Here is a 19,632-nt window from a genome sequence, read left to right as displayed (position 1 = left end):
TTTACGTAATATATAATTCTATAAAAATTGGATTTCAAAAAAAACTTCTACTTTTGCCGAAGAAATAAACGTTACAAATGGCAAAGAATTTAGTAATCGTAGAGTCGCCTGCTAAGGCGAAAACTATAGAGAAGTTTTTAGGAAAAGATTTTCAGGTGGAGTCTAGTTTTGGACATATTGCTGATTTACCCTCAAAAGAAATGGGGGTGGATGTAGAAAATAAATTCAAACCTAAATATGAAGTTTCTTCTGATAAAAAAGCTTTAGTAAAAAAACTAAAAGATTTGTCTAAAACCGCTGAAATGGTTTGGTTAGCTTCCGATGAAGACCGCGAGGGAGAGGCTATAGCATGGCATTTAGCGGAAGAGTTAAAATTAGATAGTACAAAGACCAAACGAATTGTTTTTCATGAAATTACTAAAACAGCAATTCAGAAAGCTATTGAAAATCCACGAAGCATTAATTACGACTTAGTTAATGCGCAACAGGCACGTCGTGTTCTAGATCGTTTAGTAGGATATGAATTATCACCGGTACTTTGGAAAAAAGTTAAAAGCGGTTTATCAGCAGGTAGAGTTCAATCTGTTTCAGTACGTTTAATTGTAGAGCGTGAACGTGAGATTCAAAACTTTAAAACTGAAGTAACGTATAGTATTTCTGCTGAATTTTCTAATGAATCAGGAAGAACATTCAGAGCTAAATTAGGTAAACACTTTGTTACAAAAGAAGAGGCTGGAAAGTTTCTAGAACAAAATATAGGAGCTACGTTTAAGGTGGCAGATTTAGAAACGAAACCAACAAAGAAATCACCCGCGGCTCCCTTTACAACATCTACTTTACAGCAAGAAGCAGCTCGTAAATTGTATATGCCAGTAGGGATTACTATGCAAGTAGCGCAGCGTTTATATGAAGCAGGGTTAATTACTTACATGAGAACAGATAGTGTAAACTTGTCTCAAGAAGCAATGATAGCAGCTCAAGACGAAATTTCTAATTATTACGGAAAAGAATTTAGCCAACCACGAAATTATGCAACGAAATCTAAAGGAGCACAAGAAGCGCATGAGGCAATTCGTCCAACAGATATGTCACGCCATAGTGTTCAGCTAGATAGAGATCAATCTCGTTTGTATGATTTGATCTGGAAACGTACAATTGCTTCTCAAATGAGTGATGCGCAATTAGAGCGAACGAATGTAAAGGTAGAGGCAGATACCCATAAAGAAATTTTTGGAGCAACAGGAGAAGTTATTAAGTTTGAAGGCTTCCTAAAGGTGTATTTAGAAGGAAATGATGACGAAGATGAAAAAGAAGAAGGAATGTTGCCTGCTCTTAAAATAAAAGAAATTTTAAAGAATAATTATATTACCGCCACAGAGCGTTTTTCAAGACCATCAGCTCGTTATACAGAAGCATCCCTAGTGAAAAAATTAGAAGAATTGGGGATTGGTCGTCCCTCTACTTATGCTCCTACTATTTCTACCATCATAAATAGAAATTATGTAGAAAAAGGAAATTTTGAAGGAGCTGAACGTAAATATAACCAATTGGTTTTAAAAAATAATCAAATAAAATCAGAAGTATTGTCTGAAAATGTAGGATCAGATAAAGGAAAACTAGTGCCGACCGATATAGGGACAATCGTAAATGATTTTTTAGTTAAAAATTTTGAAACTATTCTAGATTATAATTTTACAGCAAAAGTAGAGCAAGATTTTGATGAAATAGCAATAGGTAATAAAGAATGGGAAAACATGATGGATGATTTTTATAAACATTTTCATCCAAATGTTCAAAATGTAGAAAAAAATGCAGAGCGAGAAAGCGGTGAACGAATACTTGGAATTGATCCTAAAACAGGCAAACAAGTTTCAGTTCGTTTAGGGAAATTTGGTCCTATGGTTCAAATAGGAAATGCAGAAGATGATGCAAAGCAATTTGCTAGTTTACGAACAGAACAAAATATAGGAACTGTTACTCTAGAAGAAGCGTTGGATTTATTTCTATTGCCTAAAATGTTAGGAGAGTATAATGGGGAAGAGGTCGAGGTAAATAATGGTAGATTTGGACCTTATGTAAGATTTGGTAAAACTTTTATATCCTTGCCAAAAGGAGAAGACCCTTTGGATGTAACGCTAGAAAGAGCAAAACAATTAATAGATGATAAAAATAAAGCCGATGCACCCATAGGCCAATATCAAGGAATAGATGTTCAAAAAGGAGTAGGACGTTTTGGCCCCTTTATTAAATGGAATGGAATATTTATAAATGTTAATAAAAAATATAATTTTGATCAATTATCATCCTTGGATATTACAGAATTAATAGAAGATAAACTGAAAAAAGAAAGTGAAAAATTAATTCATAATTGGGAAACAGAAGGAATTCGAGTAGAAAAGGCTAGGTGGGGACGTTCCGTGATTCTCAAAGGAAAGATCAAAATAGAATTGAGCAAGGATATTGATGCTGCTCAGTTAACTTTAGAAAAAGTACAAGAAATGATTGAAGCAAAAGCTCCAGTAAAGAAAACAGCTACTAAAAAAGCAACGCCTAAAAAGACAACTATCAAAAAAAATAAGTAATAATGGTGTTTGATTTTTTAAAACCCTTAGATGTTGATTTTTTAATTGATGTTTATAATTTTCCAGAAGCCTCTTTAGGAAGAAAAATCCAATTTAATACACATGAGGAATTTCCCGATTTAAGAAATGTATCAATTGCTATCGTAGGAGTGTTAGAAGAAAGAGGAGGAGGGAAAAATAATACAAACCTTGATTTGTCTTTAATAAGAAAATCCCTATATTCTTTGTATCCAGGGAATTGGAATGTGAATATTGTAGATCTAGGAGATATAATAGGAGGAGCAGAATTAGAAGACACCTATTTTGTGCTAAAAGGAATAGTAGAACAATTGGTAAAGAATAATATTATCCCAATAGTCATAGGAGGGTCTCAAGATTTAACGTATGCTATCTATAGAGGTTATGACCGTTTAGAACAAATGGTTAATGTTGTAACAATTGATAGTCAGTTTGATTTTGCTAGAGATAATGGTCTTTTAGCAGATTCTTACCTTACCAAAATGATTGTTGATGAGCCTAATAATCTATTCAATTACAGTAATATTGGTTATCAAACCTATTTTAATTCACAAGAAGAAATTGATTTGATAGAAAAATTATATTTTGATTCCTATCGACTAGGAGAAGTAGCTCATGATCCTACTATTACGGAACCTGTTTTAAGAGATGCAGATTTAGTTTCTATAGATATGAAATCTGTTATGTCCTCTAATTCGGGAAACTTTGTAGATTTTATGCCTAATGGATTTTCAGGAAAGGAAATTTGCGCTTTTTCAAGATATGCAGGGCTTAGTGATAAGGTAACTACTTTTGGGATTTTTAATCATAAATACACTGCTTCTGAATCCGTTTTAATAGCCCAAGTAATTTGGTATTTCATAGAAGGATATCATTATCGCTCTAACGAGTATCCTTTTGGAACCAAAAGCAATTTTATAAAATATATAGTTCCTTTAGAAGAAGAACTTATTTTCTATAAGAGCGATAAAACAGGACGTTGGTGGATAGAAATACCTTTTTTGTCAAATTCTTATAATAAACTAAAAAAAAATACGTTACTACCTTGTACCTATGATGATTATTTAGATGCCTGTGAAGGTATAGTGCCCGAAAGATGGTGGAAAGCACAACGTAAAAATTTGTTGTAGAATTTTTTTTTGTAAGTTTTTTTAACGTTTTTTTGGTAATTAGGAAATAAATAAATAGGTTTACATTCTTAAAGTAAAAGTGAATACATACATAACCCAAATTTATATGAAGAAGTTCATTTTATCAGCAGTACTTGTTATGTTTTTATACAGCTGCGGTTCAAAAGACAATGGCCAGCTTGTTGGTGTTAAGGGAAAAGCTTGGCATCCTGAAAAGCCCTATGGAATGACATTGGTTCCTGGAGGTTCTTTTATCATGGGTAAATCAGATGATGATTTAGCTAATGTTCAAGATGCACCAACTAAAACAGTGACAGTACGTTCATTTTATATGGATGAGACTGAAATATCAAACAGTGAGTATCGTCAGTTCGTGCATTGGGTGAGAGATTCTATTGTTAGAACAAAGTTAGCAATAGCGGCTGATGAGTTAGGTCAAAAAAATGACGCAAAAAAATCCTCAAAAGGTGGTAGCATAGCAGATTATGCTTTCTTAGATGCCGATACAACTAAAATGTCAGTTTATGACAAGTATATGTATGATAATTATTACAGTATTGGTACAGGAGATGATCCATATTCAGGGAGAAAATTAAACAAAAAAGTTCCAATTAAATGGAAAACAAGTGAGTATCCTGATGCTTATTATACAGAAGTAATGGACTCTATGTATATCCCTGCGGCAGAAGCGTACAACGGATTGAGAACTTTGCGCTCTGAAAAATTAAAGTTTAAATACACTTGGATGGATATTCAAGCAGCTGCTAAAGCTAAAGTAGGGAAACGTAAGGAATTTATCAAACAAGAAGAAGTTACTGTTTATCCAGATACAACAGTTTGGATTAAGGATTTTGCTTATTCTTACAACGAACCAATGCACAATGATTATTTCTGGCATCAAGCTTACGGAGATTATCCTGTAGTAGGTGTTTCTTGGAAACAAGCAAAAGCTTTCTGTGCGTGGAGAACATTGTATCATAATGGAGCTAGAAAAAGATCTCATAAAGATAACGTAAACGCTTATCGTTTACCAACAGAAGCTGAGTGGGAATATGCAGCAAGAGGAGGTCTAGAATCAGGAACATATCCTTGGGGAGGACCTTATGCAAAAAATGATAGAGGTTGCTATTTAGCTAATTTTAAACCTTCTCGCGGAGATTATGCAGCAGATCAAGCACTATACACAGTAGAAGTAGACGCTTATGAACCAAATGATTATGGTCTGTATAATATGGCAGGTAATGTAGCAGAGTGGACAGATTCTTCTTATGATCCAACAGCTTATGAATTCTTGTCAACAATGAATCCAAATGTTTCAGACCAAAAAAATATGCGTAAAGTAACACGTGGTGGTTCTTGGAAAGACGTAGCATATTTCTTGCAAGTTAGTACTCGTGATTTTGAATATGCAGATTCTGCTAGAAGTTATATTGGGTTCCGTACTATTCAAGATTATATGGGGACAGAAACAACGGGTAATGTATCAAAATAAGATTTTTTAAATATATATTTTAAACAAATCATAATTATTAACTTAACTAAAAATTTATTATTATGGCAATTTTATCACCTAGAGTAATGAACTTCGCATACGGGTTTGGTGCGGCAGTAGTAATCGTTGGAGCTTTATTTAAATTAATGCACTGGCCAGGAGCAAGTGCTATGCTTATCGCTGGTTTAGGTACAGAAGCTTTAATTTTCGGTTTATCTGCTTTCGAAACTCCAGCTCAGGAGTTAGATTGGACTCTAGTTTATCCTGAATTAGCAGGAGGACAACCAACTGCTAAAAAAGCTAGAAAAGAAGAACCAGTTGAAGCGCAAGGAATACTATCTCAGAAATTAGATGCTATGTTAAAAGAAGCAAAAATTGATGGTGAATTAATGGCTAGCTTAGGGAATAGTATTAAAAATTTTGAAGGAGCAGCTAAAAATATGGCACCGACTGTAGATGCTATTGCAGGACAAAAGAAATATGCAGATGAAATGTTAGCTGCAGCTAATAATATGGCATCTTTAAATAATTTATACAAGTCACAGTTAGAAAGTGCTTCACGTAATGCAGAAGCAAATCAAGAAATTGCAGAAAATGCAGCTAAATTAAAAGAACAAATGCAATCTATGACGACTAATATTGCAACATTAAACAGTGTTTATGGAGGTATGTTGTCAGCTATGAGTAATAGAGGATAATCTTCTTGTCTTTTTAAATAAATTTAATAACTAAAAAAATTCTAAAAGAATGGCAGGAGGTAATTTAAGTCCTAGACAGAAGATGGTGAACCTTATGTATTTGGTTTTCGTCGCTATGTTGGCAATGAATATGTCAAAAGAGGTCCTTTCAGCATTTGGTTTAATGAATGAAAGATTTGAAGGATCTAATCAATCAGCAAAGTCTACTAATGAGCAAATGTTAGCTTCTCTTGATCAGAAAGCAGCTGAAGCTAAAGGAGAATTTGCTATGGCAGCAGCAACAGCTCATAAAGTAGAAGCTGCCTCAAATAAGTTTTATTCTTTCGTAGATGGAATAAAAGCAGATCTAACAAAAGATATTGAGTTAGAAAATGGGAAGCTGCCTTATGAATCTATGGATAAAGGTGATAAATTAGATGAAACATGGTTTCAAGGAGAAAATTATACAGCTAAAGGAAAAGCCGTATTAGATGCCATAGAAACATATAAATCAGAATTAAAAAGCGCATTAGGATCTGAAAAGAAATACGCGCATATCTTAAATGAAGTTTTAAACAAATTTGATACTAAAGATGTTGTAAAAACAGATGGATCAAAAGATAAATTTTTAAACTATCATTTCAAAGGATTCCCTTCAATTGCATCCTTAGCTAAGTTGTCAGCTTGGCAAAACGATGCTAAAAAGGCTGAATCTGATGTAATTAGTGCAGCACTAGGTAAAGCAGCCGTACAAGCAGCATCTTATAGCAACTATCAAGCAATCGTAGTATTAGAAAAAAATGCTTATTTTCAAGGAGAACAAGTAAAAGGGAAAGTAGTATTAGGTCGTTATGACGAAAATACAAAACCAACATCATTCCAAGGTCCTGGACGTTTAGAAAATGGACAAGCTGTTATTTCAACCACTGCAGGTGGAGTAGGAGAACAAAACATTAATGGACAATTTACATTCTTAGAAGACGGTAAAACAATTCCATTAAAATTTGCAGGCTCTTATGTAGTAGTACCTCGCCCAAATTCCGCTACAATATCTGCAGACAAAATGAATGTAGTGTACCGTGGTGTACCTAATCCAATTTCAATCTCTTTTGCAGGTGTAGCTGATAATAGTGTAAACGCATCAGCTCCAGGTATGACTAAAACAGGAAATGGTAAATATATATTAAAACCAGGTCCAGGTGCATCATTAATGATTAATGTAAGTGCAAAATTACCTGATGGCAAAGTTGTTTCTGATAAAAAAGAATTCCGTATAAAAGGGTTACCTGCCCCTACAGGAAAAGTTCGTGGAGAAGTTTCTGCAAAAGGATCTAAGTCTAACTTAGAAGTGTGTACAGTAACTGCAGAAATGGAAGATTTTGACTTTCCAGTAGATGTACGTGTTACACAGTTTAATGTAAAAGTTCCAGGCCAACCAACCATAGTAGTTACTGGTAATAAAATGGATGCTAGAGCAAAAGGAGCTATTCAAAAAGCACAAAGAGGTGACGTGGTAGTAATTTCTGAGATTAAAGCATCTTTCTCAGGTATAGATCAAGTTGCTAAACGAGTATCATCTTGTACCTACGAAGTACAATAATAATTGCATAAATTTCGTTTAATTTTTAAACGCCTCAAATAGAAAAGTATGAATTGGAGAAATTTAGTATTAGCATTTTTTGTTAGTGGAAGTATATCAACTTTCGCTCAGTCAAATTTGTTGAATGCAAAAAAACCTCAACAAATAGGTTTGAAATCTGCAGCTCAACAAACTAAGGATAATGACAAGGCCTTAGACTATGGTTATGTAGATGATAGAGATATCTTGATGTCTAAGAAAGTATGGGAGATAATTGACTTAGATGAGCGTATTAATTTTTCTTTATACTATCCAATTGATACAATCAGTATAGGTTCTGATCGTCGATCTCTTTACGATGTATTAGTAAAGGGTATAAAATCAGGTAAGATTACTGAAGTGTACGGTGATAGTTATTTTAGAGAAAAGAAAACATTAAAAGACATTAGTGCATCGCTCACTAAGATTGATACTACTGATGCAGGTAGAGAAGAAATGAATTCAGATATCAATGCCTATAGAAGTAGAACTGTAGAAGTACCTGTATATGAAGGAACAGGAAAAAAACGTAAAAAAGTTGGTGTTGAAACAAAAGTAATCCCAGCTTCAAAGTTCATTTCTCCTGAATATATCAATAAAACAGATCTAGCTTCTATTGATGTTTCTGATTATAGAATAGTTGGATTGTGGTATTTTGATAAAAGACAATCCGATTTGCGTTATCGTATTTTAGGAATTTGTCCTGTTATTCCAGACGTTTACACCATTGGTAAATCAGAAGAAGAAAAAGATTATATTGATTTATTCTGGGTATTCTATCCAGATGCAAGGGAAATCCTACATGATGCGAAAGCTTTTAATGAAAAGAATACCTCTATGCCAATATCATTTGATCACTTATTAAATTCAAGAAGATTTAATTCAGTTATTTATAAAGAAGAAAATATTTATAATGATCGTGATATATCTAAGTATATGAAAGATAATTCTTTAATGCAATTAATAGAAGCTCAAAGAGTAAGAGATAAAATCCGTGACTTCGAACAAGATATGTGGACTTATTAATTATAAATTTCTCCAATTACATAAAAAAACTCCTGCCTTAAATAAGAAGGTAGGAGTTTTTTTATATTTTAAACTAAATTACGAATTGAAAATTCAATACAGATAAAAATGATTTTAAATTTAAAGAATACTTCATTTTTTGTATTCGATAAAGTAAAACTATAACTACTAAAAAGAATCCTTGTGTTTTACTTCTCTGTCTTTCTCATCTTCATCATAAAATCTGAGTTTAGATAATTATTTTCATTCCTGCATAAGAGCGCTTTCTTTAGTTTTTTTGTTTAAAAATATGTTAAATTTATTTTTTTATTAAAAAATAATAATCTATACTGTTATAATATATATAAATGAATAAAACTTATTTTTAGAAAAAGAGTTTTTTTATCTTTGTGCCATGATTGATTATTTAATTGTTGGTTCTGGTATAGCGGGTATTAGTTTTGCTGAAATAGTAAGAAATAATGGAAAGTCAGTGCGAGTTTTAGATGATTTTTCTACCAATTCTTCTAGAATTGCAGGAGGACTTTATAATCCTGTTATACTAAAAAGATTTAGCGAAGTTTGGAAAGCAAAAGAACAAATAGATTTTAGTTTACCTTTTTTAAAAACTCTTGAAATTAAACTAAAGACAAATTTTGTTTTTCCAATCCCAATTTTTAGAAAATTTGCTTCAATAGAGGAGCAAAATAACTGGTTTCAAGCTTGTGATAAACCTAATTTATCTTATTTTCTTTCTCCAAAAATTATTCATAAAGAATATGAAGAAATTACTTCTGACTTTGGTTTTGGAGAAGTGCTGTATACAGGTTATGTAGAAATTTCTCTTTTAATAGACACTTACATAAATTATTTGAAAAAAGAAAATGCTTTTATTAATGAGCGATTTGAGTATGATACTCTTGAAATTTTAGAAGAATATGTTATTTATAAAGGAATTTCTTATAAAAATATAATTTTTGCTGAGGGATATGGTTTAATTAATAATCCTTATTTTAATAATCTCCCTTTAGATGGGACTAAAGGAGAATTACTAATAATTAAAGCTCCAAATCTAAAGTTAGATGTAGTTTTAAAATCAAGCATTTTTATTTTACCTATAGGGAATGAATTGTTTAAGGTAGGAGCTACTTATAATTGGAAAGATAAAACAGATACTCCTACAGAAGACGCAAAACAAGAACTAGTTGAAAATTTGAAAGAATTAATTGATTGTGATTTTGAAATAGTTGAACATTTTGCGGGTGTTCGACCTACAGTGAAGGATAGAAGACCTTTGTTAGGAACCCATTGTATTTATAAAAAATTACATATATTAAACGGATTAGGTACTAGAGGTGTTATGTTAGGGCCTTGGTTAGCACATAATTTATTTAATTTTCTTGAAAAAGGAATAGAGTTAGATAGAAATATTTCTACAGAAAGATTTCATAAAAAAAAATTACTTTCATAGCCTGAAAACAAACTAAACTTTTTTATGTCCAAATCAAGTATCCTTATGGCTTTAGAGGGAACTTATCCCTTTCATGGTGGAGGTGTGTCAACTTGGGCGCATATATTATGTAATAAAATCAATAAATTTAATTTTAAGATTTATTCTGTAAATGCCTTCTACGAAACTAAACCTAAATATGTGCTTAATGAATCAGTTTTAGGCGTTGTTCAAGTGCCTATTTGGTACGCATTAGAACCTAAAGAAGTTATTAGGTTTGATGATACATATTATGATTTTATTATAAAAAAAGAGTTTCTTTTTATAGAAGACCTTGAAACAAAGTTTATTCCCCTTTTTAAAAGACTTTTAAAATGTATTTATTCAGAACATATTGATGCAGATGAATTAATAGAAGTTTTTATCGGAATGTGGTATTTTTTTCAAGAAAATGATTACAAACTTGTATTTAAAGATGAAAGTATATGGAATGTATTTAAAAAAGAGATTATCACTTATACAGAATATTATGGTATAAAAGAAATTTCTCTTTTAGATTTAACCTATGCAATGCGTTGGATATATCATTTTTTATTACCTATTTCTATTGATTTTCCAAAAACAGATATTATTCATTTAACGATATCTAGCTTTATAGTTTTACCTGCTATCATACAAAAATATCTCTATGGAACTCCTATTTTACTAACAGAACATGGTGTTTACATAAGAGAAAGAATTTTAGCTATTAGCCAATCTGATAGTTCTTACTTTTTAAAAGATTTTCTAATCCGTTTGTCTGAATGTTCCGCTAGAGCTTCTTATCATCAGTCGGATATTATTATGTCTGTTAATAAATTTAATTTCAAATGGGAATTGATGTATGGTGCAGAAGAAAGTAAATTAAGAGTAGTTTATAATGGAATCGATCATTTGCGTTTTAAACCTCTTGAAAAACCAAAAGAATTTGAAGGGATTCCAACTGTGGTTGCTATGGCTAGAATTTTCGAGTTAAAAGATATTTTAACAATGATTAGATCCTGTAGAGTTGTAGCTGATGTATTACCCAATGTGCAATACCGTATACATGGCGAAAATGATGCAGTACCTGAATATACTTCAAAATGTTTAAAACTAATAGAAGAATTAGGACTTCAAGAGAATTTTTTCTTTTTAGGACCTAATCCTAAACCTGAGGTTGTATTTTGTGAAGGAGATATTTCTATTTTAACTTCTATTTCAGAAGGGTTTCCTTATACAATCATTGAATCAATGAGTTGCGGTATACCTGTTGTATCCACTGACGTAGGTGGGGTCGCAGAAGCCTTAAATGAAGAATGTGGTATATTATGCAAACCTAAAGATCCTGAAGATATAGGGAGAGCCGTTATTAAATTATTACAAGACCATACTTTAAGAGGAAAAATGAAGATAGCTTGTAGAAAAAGAGTAGAAGAGTTTTTTACAATTGACAAATTTATTGATCAATACGAAGAAATATATGAAGAACTATTAGAAATGAGGAAATAATGGAAGAAGGAGTTAAAAGTGATAAAGTAGAACAACTGGTTTTTTTAGTTCAAAAACGAGTAGGGAAACCTATGAGTGTAAATGTTACACAAGCAATAATAGAATCTTTTGGAATTCGAGAAATAGATGTTCAAAATGATTATGGATTTCCTTCAATAGCTAATCTTTCAAAAGTAGTGTATAGCAAAATTTTAGAAAGATATAGTGATAAAGTACAAGTTGAAAAAAATGATATATTGTCAATTAAATTGACTAAAGAAGATATTAAAGATTTTTTTAAAGACTATTTGATAGGAATATTTTATGTATTTCCCATTTTTTTTCAAGTCTTTTGTGTTATAGTTTTTGGATATTCTTTGTGGGTATATTCAGATTTTAATATTTTACAATCTACTTCAGTGGTTATTGGAGTTATAACTAGTTTGGTGCTTACAGGAGGAGTTGTAACAGTTATTAGTAAACAAATTTCTTTTTACTGGAATCATAAAAACAATAAAATGGTTTTTCAAACCACTGTCCATTTAATTAAAATGGGGTTCAAACTTCTATTTTTTGTGAATGCTATATTTGTTTTATTGTCCTATTTATTAGAATTTTTTGCATTTCAGATGGCCATATTGAGTGGTATATATTCCATCTTTATCGGTTCTATGTTATTAATGATAGCACCTTTATATGTATTTAAAGAAAGAATTATAATTCCAGTTGTTATAATACTAGGTTCTGCTTTTTCTCTAGCGTTAAAAGTTTTTACACCTTTCTATATTTATTTTACCCATTGGATAGGATTAGGTTTTGTAGTTTTAATTTTATGGTTATACTTAGTTAGGTTTTTTAAGAAACATAATGCCTTTGATCCAAGTTACACAACAAAAGATATAAAAAGAGAGTTTATTATTTATAATAATTACATATATTTTTTTTATGGAATGTTGTTTTTTCTATACGTTTTTTTAGATCGAATTATAGCTTGGTCAGTACATGAAAAAGAACGTTTTTTATACTTTATATTCTTCGAAAAAGATTATGAAATAGGCATGGATATAGCGTTACTTACCTACCTTTTAGTAGCTGGTGTTTTTGAATTTGGGATTGTTAGGTTTGCAAAATTACTGGATAGATTACAGACTGAGATAACTCTTAATAGAATAGAAAACTACGGGAAAGGATTTATAGATAACTATTTGGGGAATTTTTTGCTATTATTAATTACAAGTTTTGTGGCTTTTGTGATAGAATTATTTATACTCTATTCCCCTCACGGATATGATGCTTTTTTTGAAATTAAATTAAATAACATTAATAAACAAGTTTGTATTATAGGTTCTTTAGGATATTTTTTCTTTTCATGTTCTGTGCTAAATGTTTTACATTTTTTTACATTAGGACAACCACAAATACCACTTAAAAGTATTTTGTATTCTTTTGTAATTAATTTAATTTTTGGATTATTTTTTAGCAGATTTTTCTCTTATGATCTTAGTGTTGTAGGATTTTTGGTAGGAAACATATTTTTTATGTTATTTACATCATACCATTTGTACAAGTTTTTTAAAAAAATGGATTATTATTATTATGCGTCATTTTAAACTCATTATGTTGTTTCTTTGTTTTTCTTTGAACTCTCATTCAAAGACTAAATTTTTAGTTTGTTATGGGAAATTTGATGTAACAAAAGTTTCTGGTTATGATTTACTCATTGTTGAATCCGCTCATTTTACATACAATGAAGTATCTTATTTAAAGAAAAATAATAAAAAAGTAATTGCTTATATAAGCCTTGGAGAAATAAATGAAGGAGCAAGGGACTATAAATTACTTAAAAGTGCTGTAAGTGAAAAAAATACAGATTGGAATAGTTACTATTTAGATATTGGATCATCAAAAATTCAAAAAATTCTTAAAAGCCGTATACAAAACATTTTTTATATGGGATATGATGGTCTTTTTTTAGATAATATAGATAATTATACAGAATATGGAGTACAACGTAATTTACAAGATAATTTAATAGCCTTCGTAAAAGATATTAAAAGAGAATATCCCAATAAAGTATTAGTCCAAAATGCAGGATTGGATTTAGTAAAAAACTTATATCGAGAAGTAGATTATGTCTTAGTAGAGTCAGTCTATACAGATTATGATTTTAGAGAAAAAAAATATTTAATACGAAATAATGAAAGTTTTTCAGAACGTTTAGGTAGTATAAAAAAAGCTATGGATAAATACAAAATAAAGCCTTTGTTACTTGAATATGCAGTTGATGAAAATCAAATAAAAAAAATAAGAAAAAGAATTAAAACCCAAAATATAACTTACAGTATATCAGAAATATCCTTGCAAAAAATAAAAGATTAGTATGAATGTTTACACAGCTATAGGGGTAGGAATACTAAAAATTTTAATCATTGTTTTAATAATTTTATTTGCAACACGCAAGTACTTATTGTTGCGTCGTGATTTTAATTACTTACTAGATTGTATTATTAGAAAATATTTTGAGTACTTTAGTTTACTCATAGTAATCCTATTTATAACAATTAATTTAAGAATATACGATGGTTTGGTTGTTACAGGTTTACTTGTAGCTGTTGGATTATGTGATTATTTACGGGTTGTAAATCCTTTAAAATTACCAAGTATAATTGTTAATAAATTTAAAAGACGTTTACTCTTAGTATTAAAAAAAGTAGAAAATAACGAGTTTAATTGGAAGTTTGTTCTATCTAACGCCCATTTAAAATTAGAAAGAAGAAACGTTTATATTATATCGTCTCTTTTATTCTTATTGTTTTCAATTTGTCTTATTTCCTTTTACTTTATAAAGTTTGATCATTATCTTTTTTCAAGTAATTGGTTTGATACACTCGAAAAAGTAAAGGCAAAAGACATGAATAAATGGTTTACCGAAGAAATAAACCCAGAAGGAGTTTATGCTTTTGTAAGCTTTCTTTCTCATATAACAAATTCTTCTCTAGAAATAAGTATTTATGTATACTCTATTTTTCAGTTGTTATCAATGACCATTGTAGTCTTTTGGTTTATTCAAAAGATAACAAAATCTATGATCATTATTCCAATATTTGTAACAGTTTACTATATTTTAGGATTTACATTCCTTCCTTCAGATATTACAAATTTTTATCAAAGTTGCTCTCTTTTATTGTCATTCACACTAATTCTACCATTAGTGATTTATATGACAAAACTAAAGATGTTACCTTACACAAGAAGCGAACAATATTTTAAGTTCTTAATAGCTTTCATCGCTATAGGTTTGTTAGACTTATATGCGTTTCTTTTCTTATTACCTTTTTTAGTGCTTTTTTTAGTAATCGTGTATTTTAAAAAAAACAAATCATCGGTAGTACTTCAGATGTATATCCTTTCATCAATTATAGTTGTTTTTATTTATAAAACATTCTTGATTATGCACCAAGAAAAGTTATCAAATATTGTTAGAAGAACTCTAATTGATGTAGAACTATCCTTTTCAAATCCTTTTATAAGAATAGAAATAGACAGATTAATATTTTATTATCAAATTATATTTATAGTAGGTTTTATACTCAATTTATTATCAGCTATCTTTTTTAAAAAAGGTTGGAGAAAAAAAATTCTAGTTTTTTTGTTTGTAACAGCTATCTATTTGTTGACTCAAATAGATAACGAATGGATAGATAAAGATTTATTATTTAAAGTCTTGTCTATTTTTATCCCTATTTTAATGGGGATAAATATTGCAATTGTTTTAGATTTTCTCAAAATTTTTTCAGAAAATAGATACCATATATACGAAGGAGCATCTGTTGTCGTTTTTTCTATTTTTATTTTTGCTTATTTACAAAAAGCAGTATTGTTTCTACCAATGAATGAAACTAAAAAACTACATCAAGATATTTTGGCAGTCAATGAAATGATTCTTAGAAATTATCTAGATAGAACGTATGCAGTAGTCAATAAAGATGAATATTTTAATCTAAGTAGTGGAAGGCGTTATTTTGTTCCTTATAAAGATTTTCTTGCCGACCATTATATGAAAGTAGATTATATTTACGCTAAAAATATAAAAAGAAATAAATTTTTATTTAAACATCCAGAATTTATTTTACCCTCAAGTATTTTCGTCTTCAAATACAATGCTGACGAATATAAAGAATTAAATGTTGAAATATTAGATAGAATTGAACGTTTGAAATTGAGGAATAGAAAAATAAAAAAAATATTTGATAGTAATCAATTAGAAGTGTATGAAATTATTAATAAACCGTTTTCAAGTCAAATTTCCAATATGGTTTTTTAAAATTCTAATGTTTTGTTTGTCTTTTTCAATATTCTTTAGTTGTAACAGTCTTGACTCGCTTTACAGATTAAAAAATGATTATTTAAGAAACAAACAGCAGCATGATCTTTTATCTCCATACGAATCATCAAGCCTGAGTAAAAAACCCGTCGTAGAATATATATTAGATTCTAAAGACGATTTATCTGTGACCTATTATGAACATTTTCGAAAGATATGTGATTATACTAAGATACCTTTTAATTTTAAAATTGTAGATAGATTTAATGAACAATTAAAAATAGAAAGTTCAGCCAGAATATTAATTATCAATGATACAAAAAGATTAAATAACCAAACCATACCTGTTTTACTAAAATTTGTTAGTACAGGAGGAACTTTAATTTTTCCAAACATAGGAGAAGATCAACGTTTTCTGTTTTTCTGGGGAATGCGTTATGATTCAGATCTAAGTTATGATATTACATCTAAAGGAATCTGTCTGAATACCATTTCTTTAGGAGGTAAGAGACAAGTTAATTTGTATACTGATACCAAACATTTTGCTTTTGCTAAAGTAAACTTTAGAAAAGATTTGAATATAGGAATATGGTCAGATAATCAAATGACTATGCCCATATTAATAGAAAATAATATAGGTATGGGAAAAGTAATTTGCTGTAATTCCTCTAAAATGTTTGAAAAAAGAGATAGAGGGTTACTTTTTACATTTCTTTTAAGAGGACTCTCAGGTATACCATATCCTTTAGCTAATACAAGTACTGTATTTTTAGACGATTTTCCGTCTCCGCTATACGATTCAAAACAAGAACCTATCAGGTCAGAATACAATTTGACAATGAATGAATTTGTATACAAAAAATGGTGGCCCGATATGAAAAAAATAGCTCAAAAGTATAACATTAAATATACGGCACTACTTGCTTTTGATTATGATGATATTAGACATGCTCCTTTTTCTTTTAAACAATGGGATTTTGCTAAAATGGAAGGAAAAGACAATACTAAAAGAGGAACTTCTAATTTTTTAACCCATGATTTACTTAAAGAAAATCATGAACTAGGATTTCATGGCTATAACCACGTATCATTGTTAAAAGAAGAATGGAAAGATCCTGAAGATATATTCTTCTCATTAAAAGCAACTAAAAAAAAATGGTTAGTAAATGACTTTGGAGATTTTCCAGTTACCTATGTACCCCCTTCTAATTATATAGACCCTTATGGAATAAGTGAACTCAAAAGAGGAATGTCATCTTTGAAATATTTTTCAAGTTTGTACCTAGGAGACAAAAAGGAAGGAGGAGATAGAGAATTTGATTTTGATCCATATCATAAGGATTTATTTGATTATCCCAGAGTGTCCAGTGGATTTTATTTTAACGATGAAAAATATTATAATATATATTCAACTTATTTGTACACAGGAGTTTGGACGCATTTTGTTCACCCAGATGATGTTTTTCAAATTGGTAATAAAAAAGAAAAGAAAAAGAAAAAATACCATTATGAATTAAGAAATGATCTTGGTCTAAACTGGAAAAGAGGAAAAAAAACACTGTACAGCTGCTTTGATGATTTTTTGACCGAGTTCAAAGAAATTAATCCGCAAAGCGAATTTTATACAGTAAAAGACGCTGCACCTATAGTTATGAAATGGAGAGAATCTAAATACGAACATTTAATAATAGGTGAAAAATATATAGTTAGAGAAGAAACCGATTTATTTACAGAAAAAGGAAATACTTGGGGGGTATATTTTGATGAATTAACCCCAAAAAACAAAGAAGAATTAGCAACTCAATCTAAAAACTATAGCATAACAGATTTTATGGGAGGCAAATTAGTATCTCTTAAATCAGCTAATAAATTGTCATTTACCCTTGAGAAAAAAATAATGGATGAAACTCAAATTTTTAAAAAAGTATTAGAAGAATACAACCAATTTGGGAAAAATAGAGAACTCTTTTTATCTGGGAAATTAGGAGCTGAAGACTATTTTAAAAAATTAGAAGAAGAAAAACGAAGATTATTAGCTTTAATGCTAAGTCAACCAAAAATTAATTATGCTGTATGGAATAAGTATGCCACTTATATGTCTTGGGACGGTAAAGGAGATGAAGTTTGGAAGTTGTTAGAAAAACACTGCGATAAATATCCTTCAAAACATAATATCAATTATTCATTTGAATTATCTAATATATTAGGTTATTCTTCGGAAGAATTACATACAAAATGGATATGCAATCAATACCAGTGGAATAACGAAAAACTATCAGTACTAAAAGAATATCTATCAATTATTACAGCATCAGAAGATTATGATGAAATAAAAAAAGTACTATTCAAAATATTTCAATTAGAACCTAATTGTGAAAATCAAGAAGCCTATCTTTATCATGCCCTCGTATATGCAAAGGACGAAGCTTTTAAATATTTAGAAACATTAGACCCAGCAACCTCTTATTTTAATGAAAATCTAGTTTCAGATATTAGTTGGAGTTATGTAAACGAAAATGAAGATTATCAAAATGCTATTAATTGGTCAGAGTATACATCCCTAATAAGTGCAGATACTCGTCTTTCATGGATGTTTGAATTAAGACAATATGTAGAACTAGAACAATATTATCGCAAATACATAAGTCAAAATCCAAATGATGAATCTATGAAACAAAAAATGTTTCAGATATATGAAATATTAGGAAAATACGATGATGCGTGTGGAGTATTGTTACAAATAAAAGATCAAAAAATATTTGAAGAAATAAAAGAACATTTGAATGAACAAATTCTTTATTTTGATATAGAAACACAAGAAGAATTAATCCGTAAATATCCCACCATTTTTACACCTATCAATAAAGAAAAAATTGTAATGAAATTAAAAGATTTATACGGAGATTATCTTGATGCAAATTCAACCTTGAGTTATTTTGTAAATAAGAAAACTAATTTTCAAAACCATATAAAATACGCTCATTTTGACAAACAAAGAAATTCTCACGATTTCTATGTTAAACATAAAGAATTGTATAGTGTAGATCAAACATCTAATAATTTAGCGACTATCCTAGAACTGGCTTATGAGTTTAAAAGAAAGCAAACAGATCAGATTAATAAATTTTTCTATACTTACGGATTAGGATTAGAAAAAGATTGGAATGGCAAACTCTATTATAATGCAAAAGGAGGCATTAATCTAATAACAAGCAAATACAATCTAAGTACAAACTTAGAATACATCCCAGCTAATTTTTTGGAAGCTTACAAAGAAAACATATATCAGTTTCAATGGAATGGAACTTATAATAGATATTTAAAATTTTTAGAAGTAGATTCTTATTTTATAACTGATTACTATCCAAGTCTTTCAAATTTAAATTTTACATTAAGTTCGAAAATAAAAACAGCCTCAAATAGAGAAAAAAATTTTAAAATAAACCCCTATTTAGAAGTTTTATGTCAGTTTTCAAATATAGATGAGAAAGTGAAAGTATCACCAGTCTATTTGATAAAAAGTAGATACTTTGGAGGTGCCGGTGTAGAAGCAAATCTAGGAGATGATTATTCTAAATTTAAATTGCATACTTCGGGAGCTTACTATTTTGATTCTTTTGAAAATAACTTTATAAATTTCAGAGTAAATTCTCATTATAAAGTAATGAAAAAAAGTTATTTAAAAGTTTCAGCTGATATTAATTTTCAGTCTAAATATAACTTTAATACCTTTGGATTGGGATATAAGTATATCTTTTAAAAAAGGAAACGGTCCTAAAAAAATAATTTAGCTTTTAATTTTTTACTCAAATGCTAGATTGTAATTT

The 19,632-nt window shown here is 29.6% G+C and carries 12 protein-coding genes; all 12 read left to right on the top strand.

Going from position 1 to position 19,632, the window contains the following annotated elements; all coding sequences use genetic code 11:
* Positions 1 to 77 precede the first annotated feature (77 nt).
* The 12 genes from topA (at position 78) to AWN65_RS11300 (ending at position 19,565) form a co-directional block, all read left to right on the top strand.
* Positions 78 to 2,582: a type I DNA topoisomerase gene (gene topA / locus AWN65_RS11355; RefSeq protein ID WP_060383264.1), complete on the top strand. Its 2,505-nt coding sequence runs from the start codon at positions 78 to 80 to the stop codon at positions 2,580 to 2,582.
* Positions 2,583 to 2,584: 2 nt separating this feature from the next.
* Complete coding sequence (locus AWN65_RS11350; RefSeq protein ID WP_060383263.1) at positions 2,585 to 3,730, top strand: formimidoylglutamase; 1,146 nt, start codon at positions 2,585 to 2,587, stop codon at positions 3,728 to 3,730.
* Positions 3,731 to 3,836: 106 nt separating this feature from the next.
* Positions 3,837 to 5,222 (top strand): T9SS ring complex lipoprotein PorK/GldK, encoded by a 1,386-nt coding sequence (porK, locus tag AWN65_RS11345; protein ID WP_060383262.1) that lies wholly within the window; start codon positions 3,837 to 3,839, stop codon positions 5,220 to 5,222.
* A 62-nt stretch (positions 5,223 to 5,284) separates the two neighbouring features.
* Positions 5,285 to 5,920, top strand: a complete 636-nt coding sequence (gene porL / locus AWN65_RS11340) for a type IX secretion system motor protein PorL/GldL (protein WP_060383261.1) — start codon at positions 5,285 to 5,287, stop codon at positions 5,918 to 5,920.
* Positions 5,921 to 5,969: 49 nt separating this feature from the next.
* Positions 5,970 to 7,499: a type IX secretion system motor protein PorM/GldM gene (porM, locus tag AWN65_RS11335; protein WP_060383260.1), complete on the top strand. Its 1,530-nt coding sequence runs from the start codon at positions 5,970 to 5,972 to the stop codon at positions 7,497 to 7,499.
* Between the two features lie 48 nt (positions 7,500 to 7,547).
* On the top strand, positions 7,548 to 8,543 hold the full coding sequence (porN, locus tag AWN65_RS11330; RefSeq protein WP_060383259.1) for a type IX secretion system ring subunit PorN/GldN: 996 nt from the start codon (positions 7,548 to 7,550) through the stop codon (positions 8,541 to 8,543).
* Between the two features lie 394 nt (positions 8,544 to 8,937).
* Positions 8,938 to 9,993 carry an NAD(P)/FAD-dependent oxidoreductase gene (locus AWN65_RS11325; RefSeq protein ID WP_060383258.1) on the top strand — a complete coding sequence of 352 codons (1,056 nt, stop codon included), beginning with the start codon at positions 8,938 to 8,940 and terminating at the stop codon, positions 9,991 to 9,993.
* Positions 9,994 to 10,017: 24 nt separating this feature from the next.
* Entirely contained in the window at positions 10,018 to 11,502 is a 1,485-nt protein-coding gene (pelF, locus tag AWN65_RS11320; RefSeq protein ID WP_235588314.1) for a GT4 family glycosyltransferase PelF, read from the top strand.
* Positions 11,502 to 13,091: a hypothetical protein gene (locus tag AWN65_RS11315; protein ID WP_060383256.1), complete on the top strand. Its 1,590-nt coding sequence runs from the start codon at positions 11,502 to 11,504 to the stop codon at positions 13,089 to 13,091. Before pelF ends, AWN65_RS11315 begins: the two co-directional genes overlap by 1 nt.
* Positions 13,078 to 13,860 carry an endo alpha-1,4 polygalactosaminidase gene (locus tag AWN65_RS11310; RefSeq protein WP_060383255.1) on the top strand — a complete coding sequence of 261 codons (783 nt, stop codon included), beginning with the start codon at positions 13,078 to 13,080 and terminating at the stop codon, positions 13,858 to 13,860. Before AWN65_RS11315 ends, AWN65_RS11310 begins: the two co-directional genes overlap by 14 nt.
* Position 13,861: 1 nt before the next feature.
* Complete coding sequence (locus AWN65_RS11305) at positions 13,862 to 15,805, top strand: hypothetical protein (RefSeq protein ID WP_060383254.1); 1,944 nt, start codon at positions 13,862 to 13,864, stop codon at positions 15,803 to 15,805.
* Positions 15,753 to 19,565 carry a DUF2194 domain-containing protein gene (locus tag AWN65_RS11300; RefSeq protein ID WP_060383253.1) on the top strand — a complete coding sequence of 1,271 codons (3,813 nt, stop codon included), beginning with the start codon at positions 15,753 to 15,755 and terminating at the stop codon, positions 19,563 to 19,565. The genes AWN65_RS11305 and AWN65_RS11300 overlap by 53 nt, the downstream gene beginning before the upstream one ends.
* Positions 19,566 to 19,632 lie beyond the last annotated feature (67 nt).

The organism is Flavobacterium covae (assembly GCF_001534645.1).
In the GTDB taxonomy this organism is placed as follows: Bacteria; Bacteroidota; Bacteroidia; order Flavobacteriales; family Flavobacteriaceae; genus Flavobacterium; species Flavobacterium covae.
The sequence above is the reverse complement of the archived record's forward strand: the minus strand, read 5'-3'. Positions and strand labels throughout refer to the sequence as shown.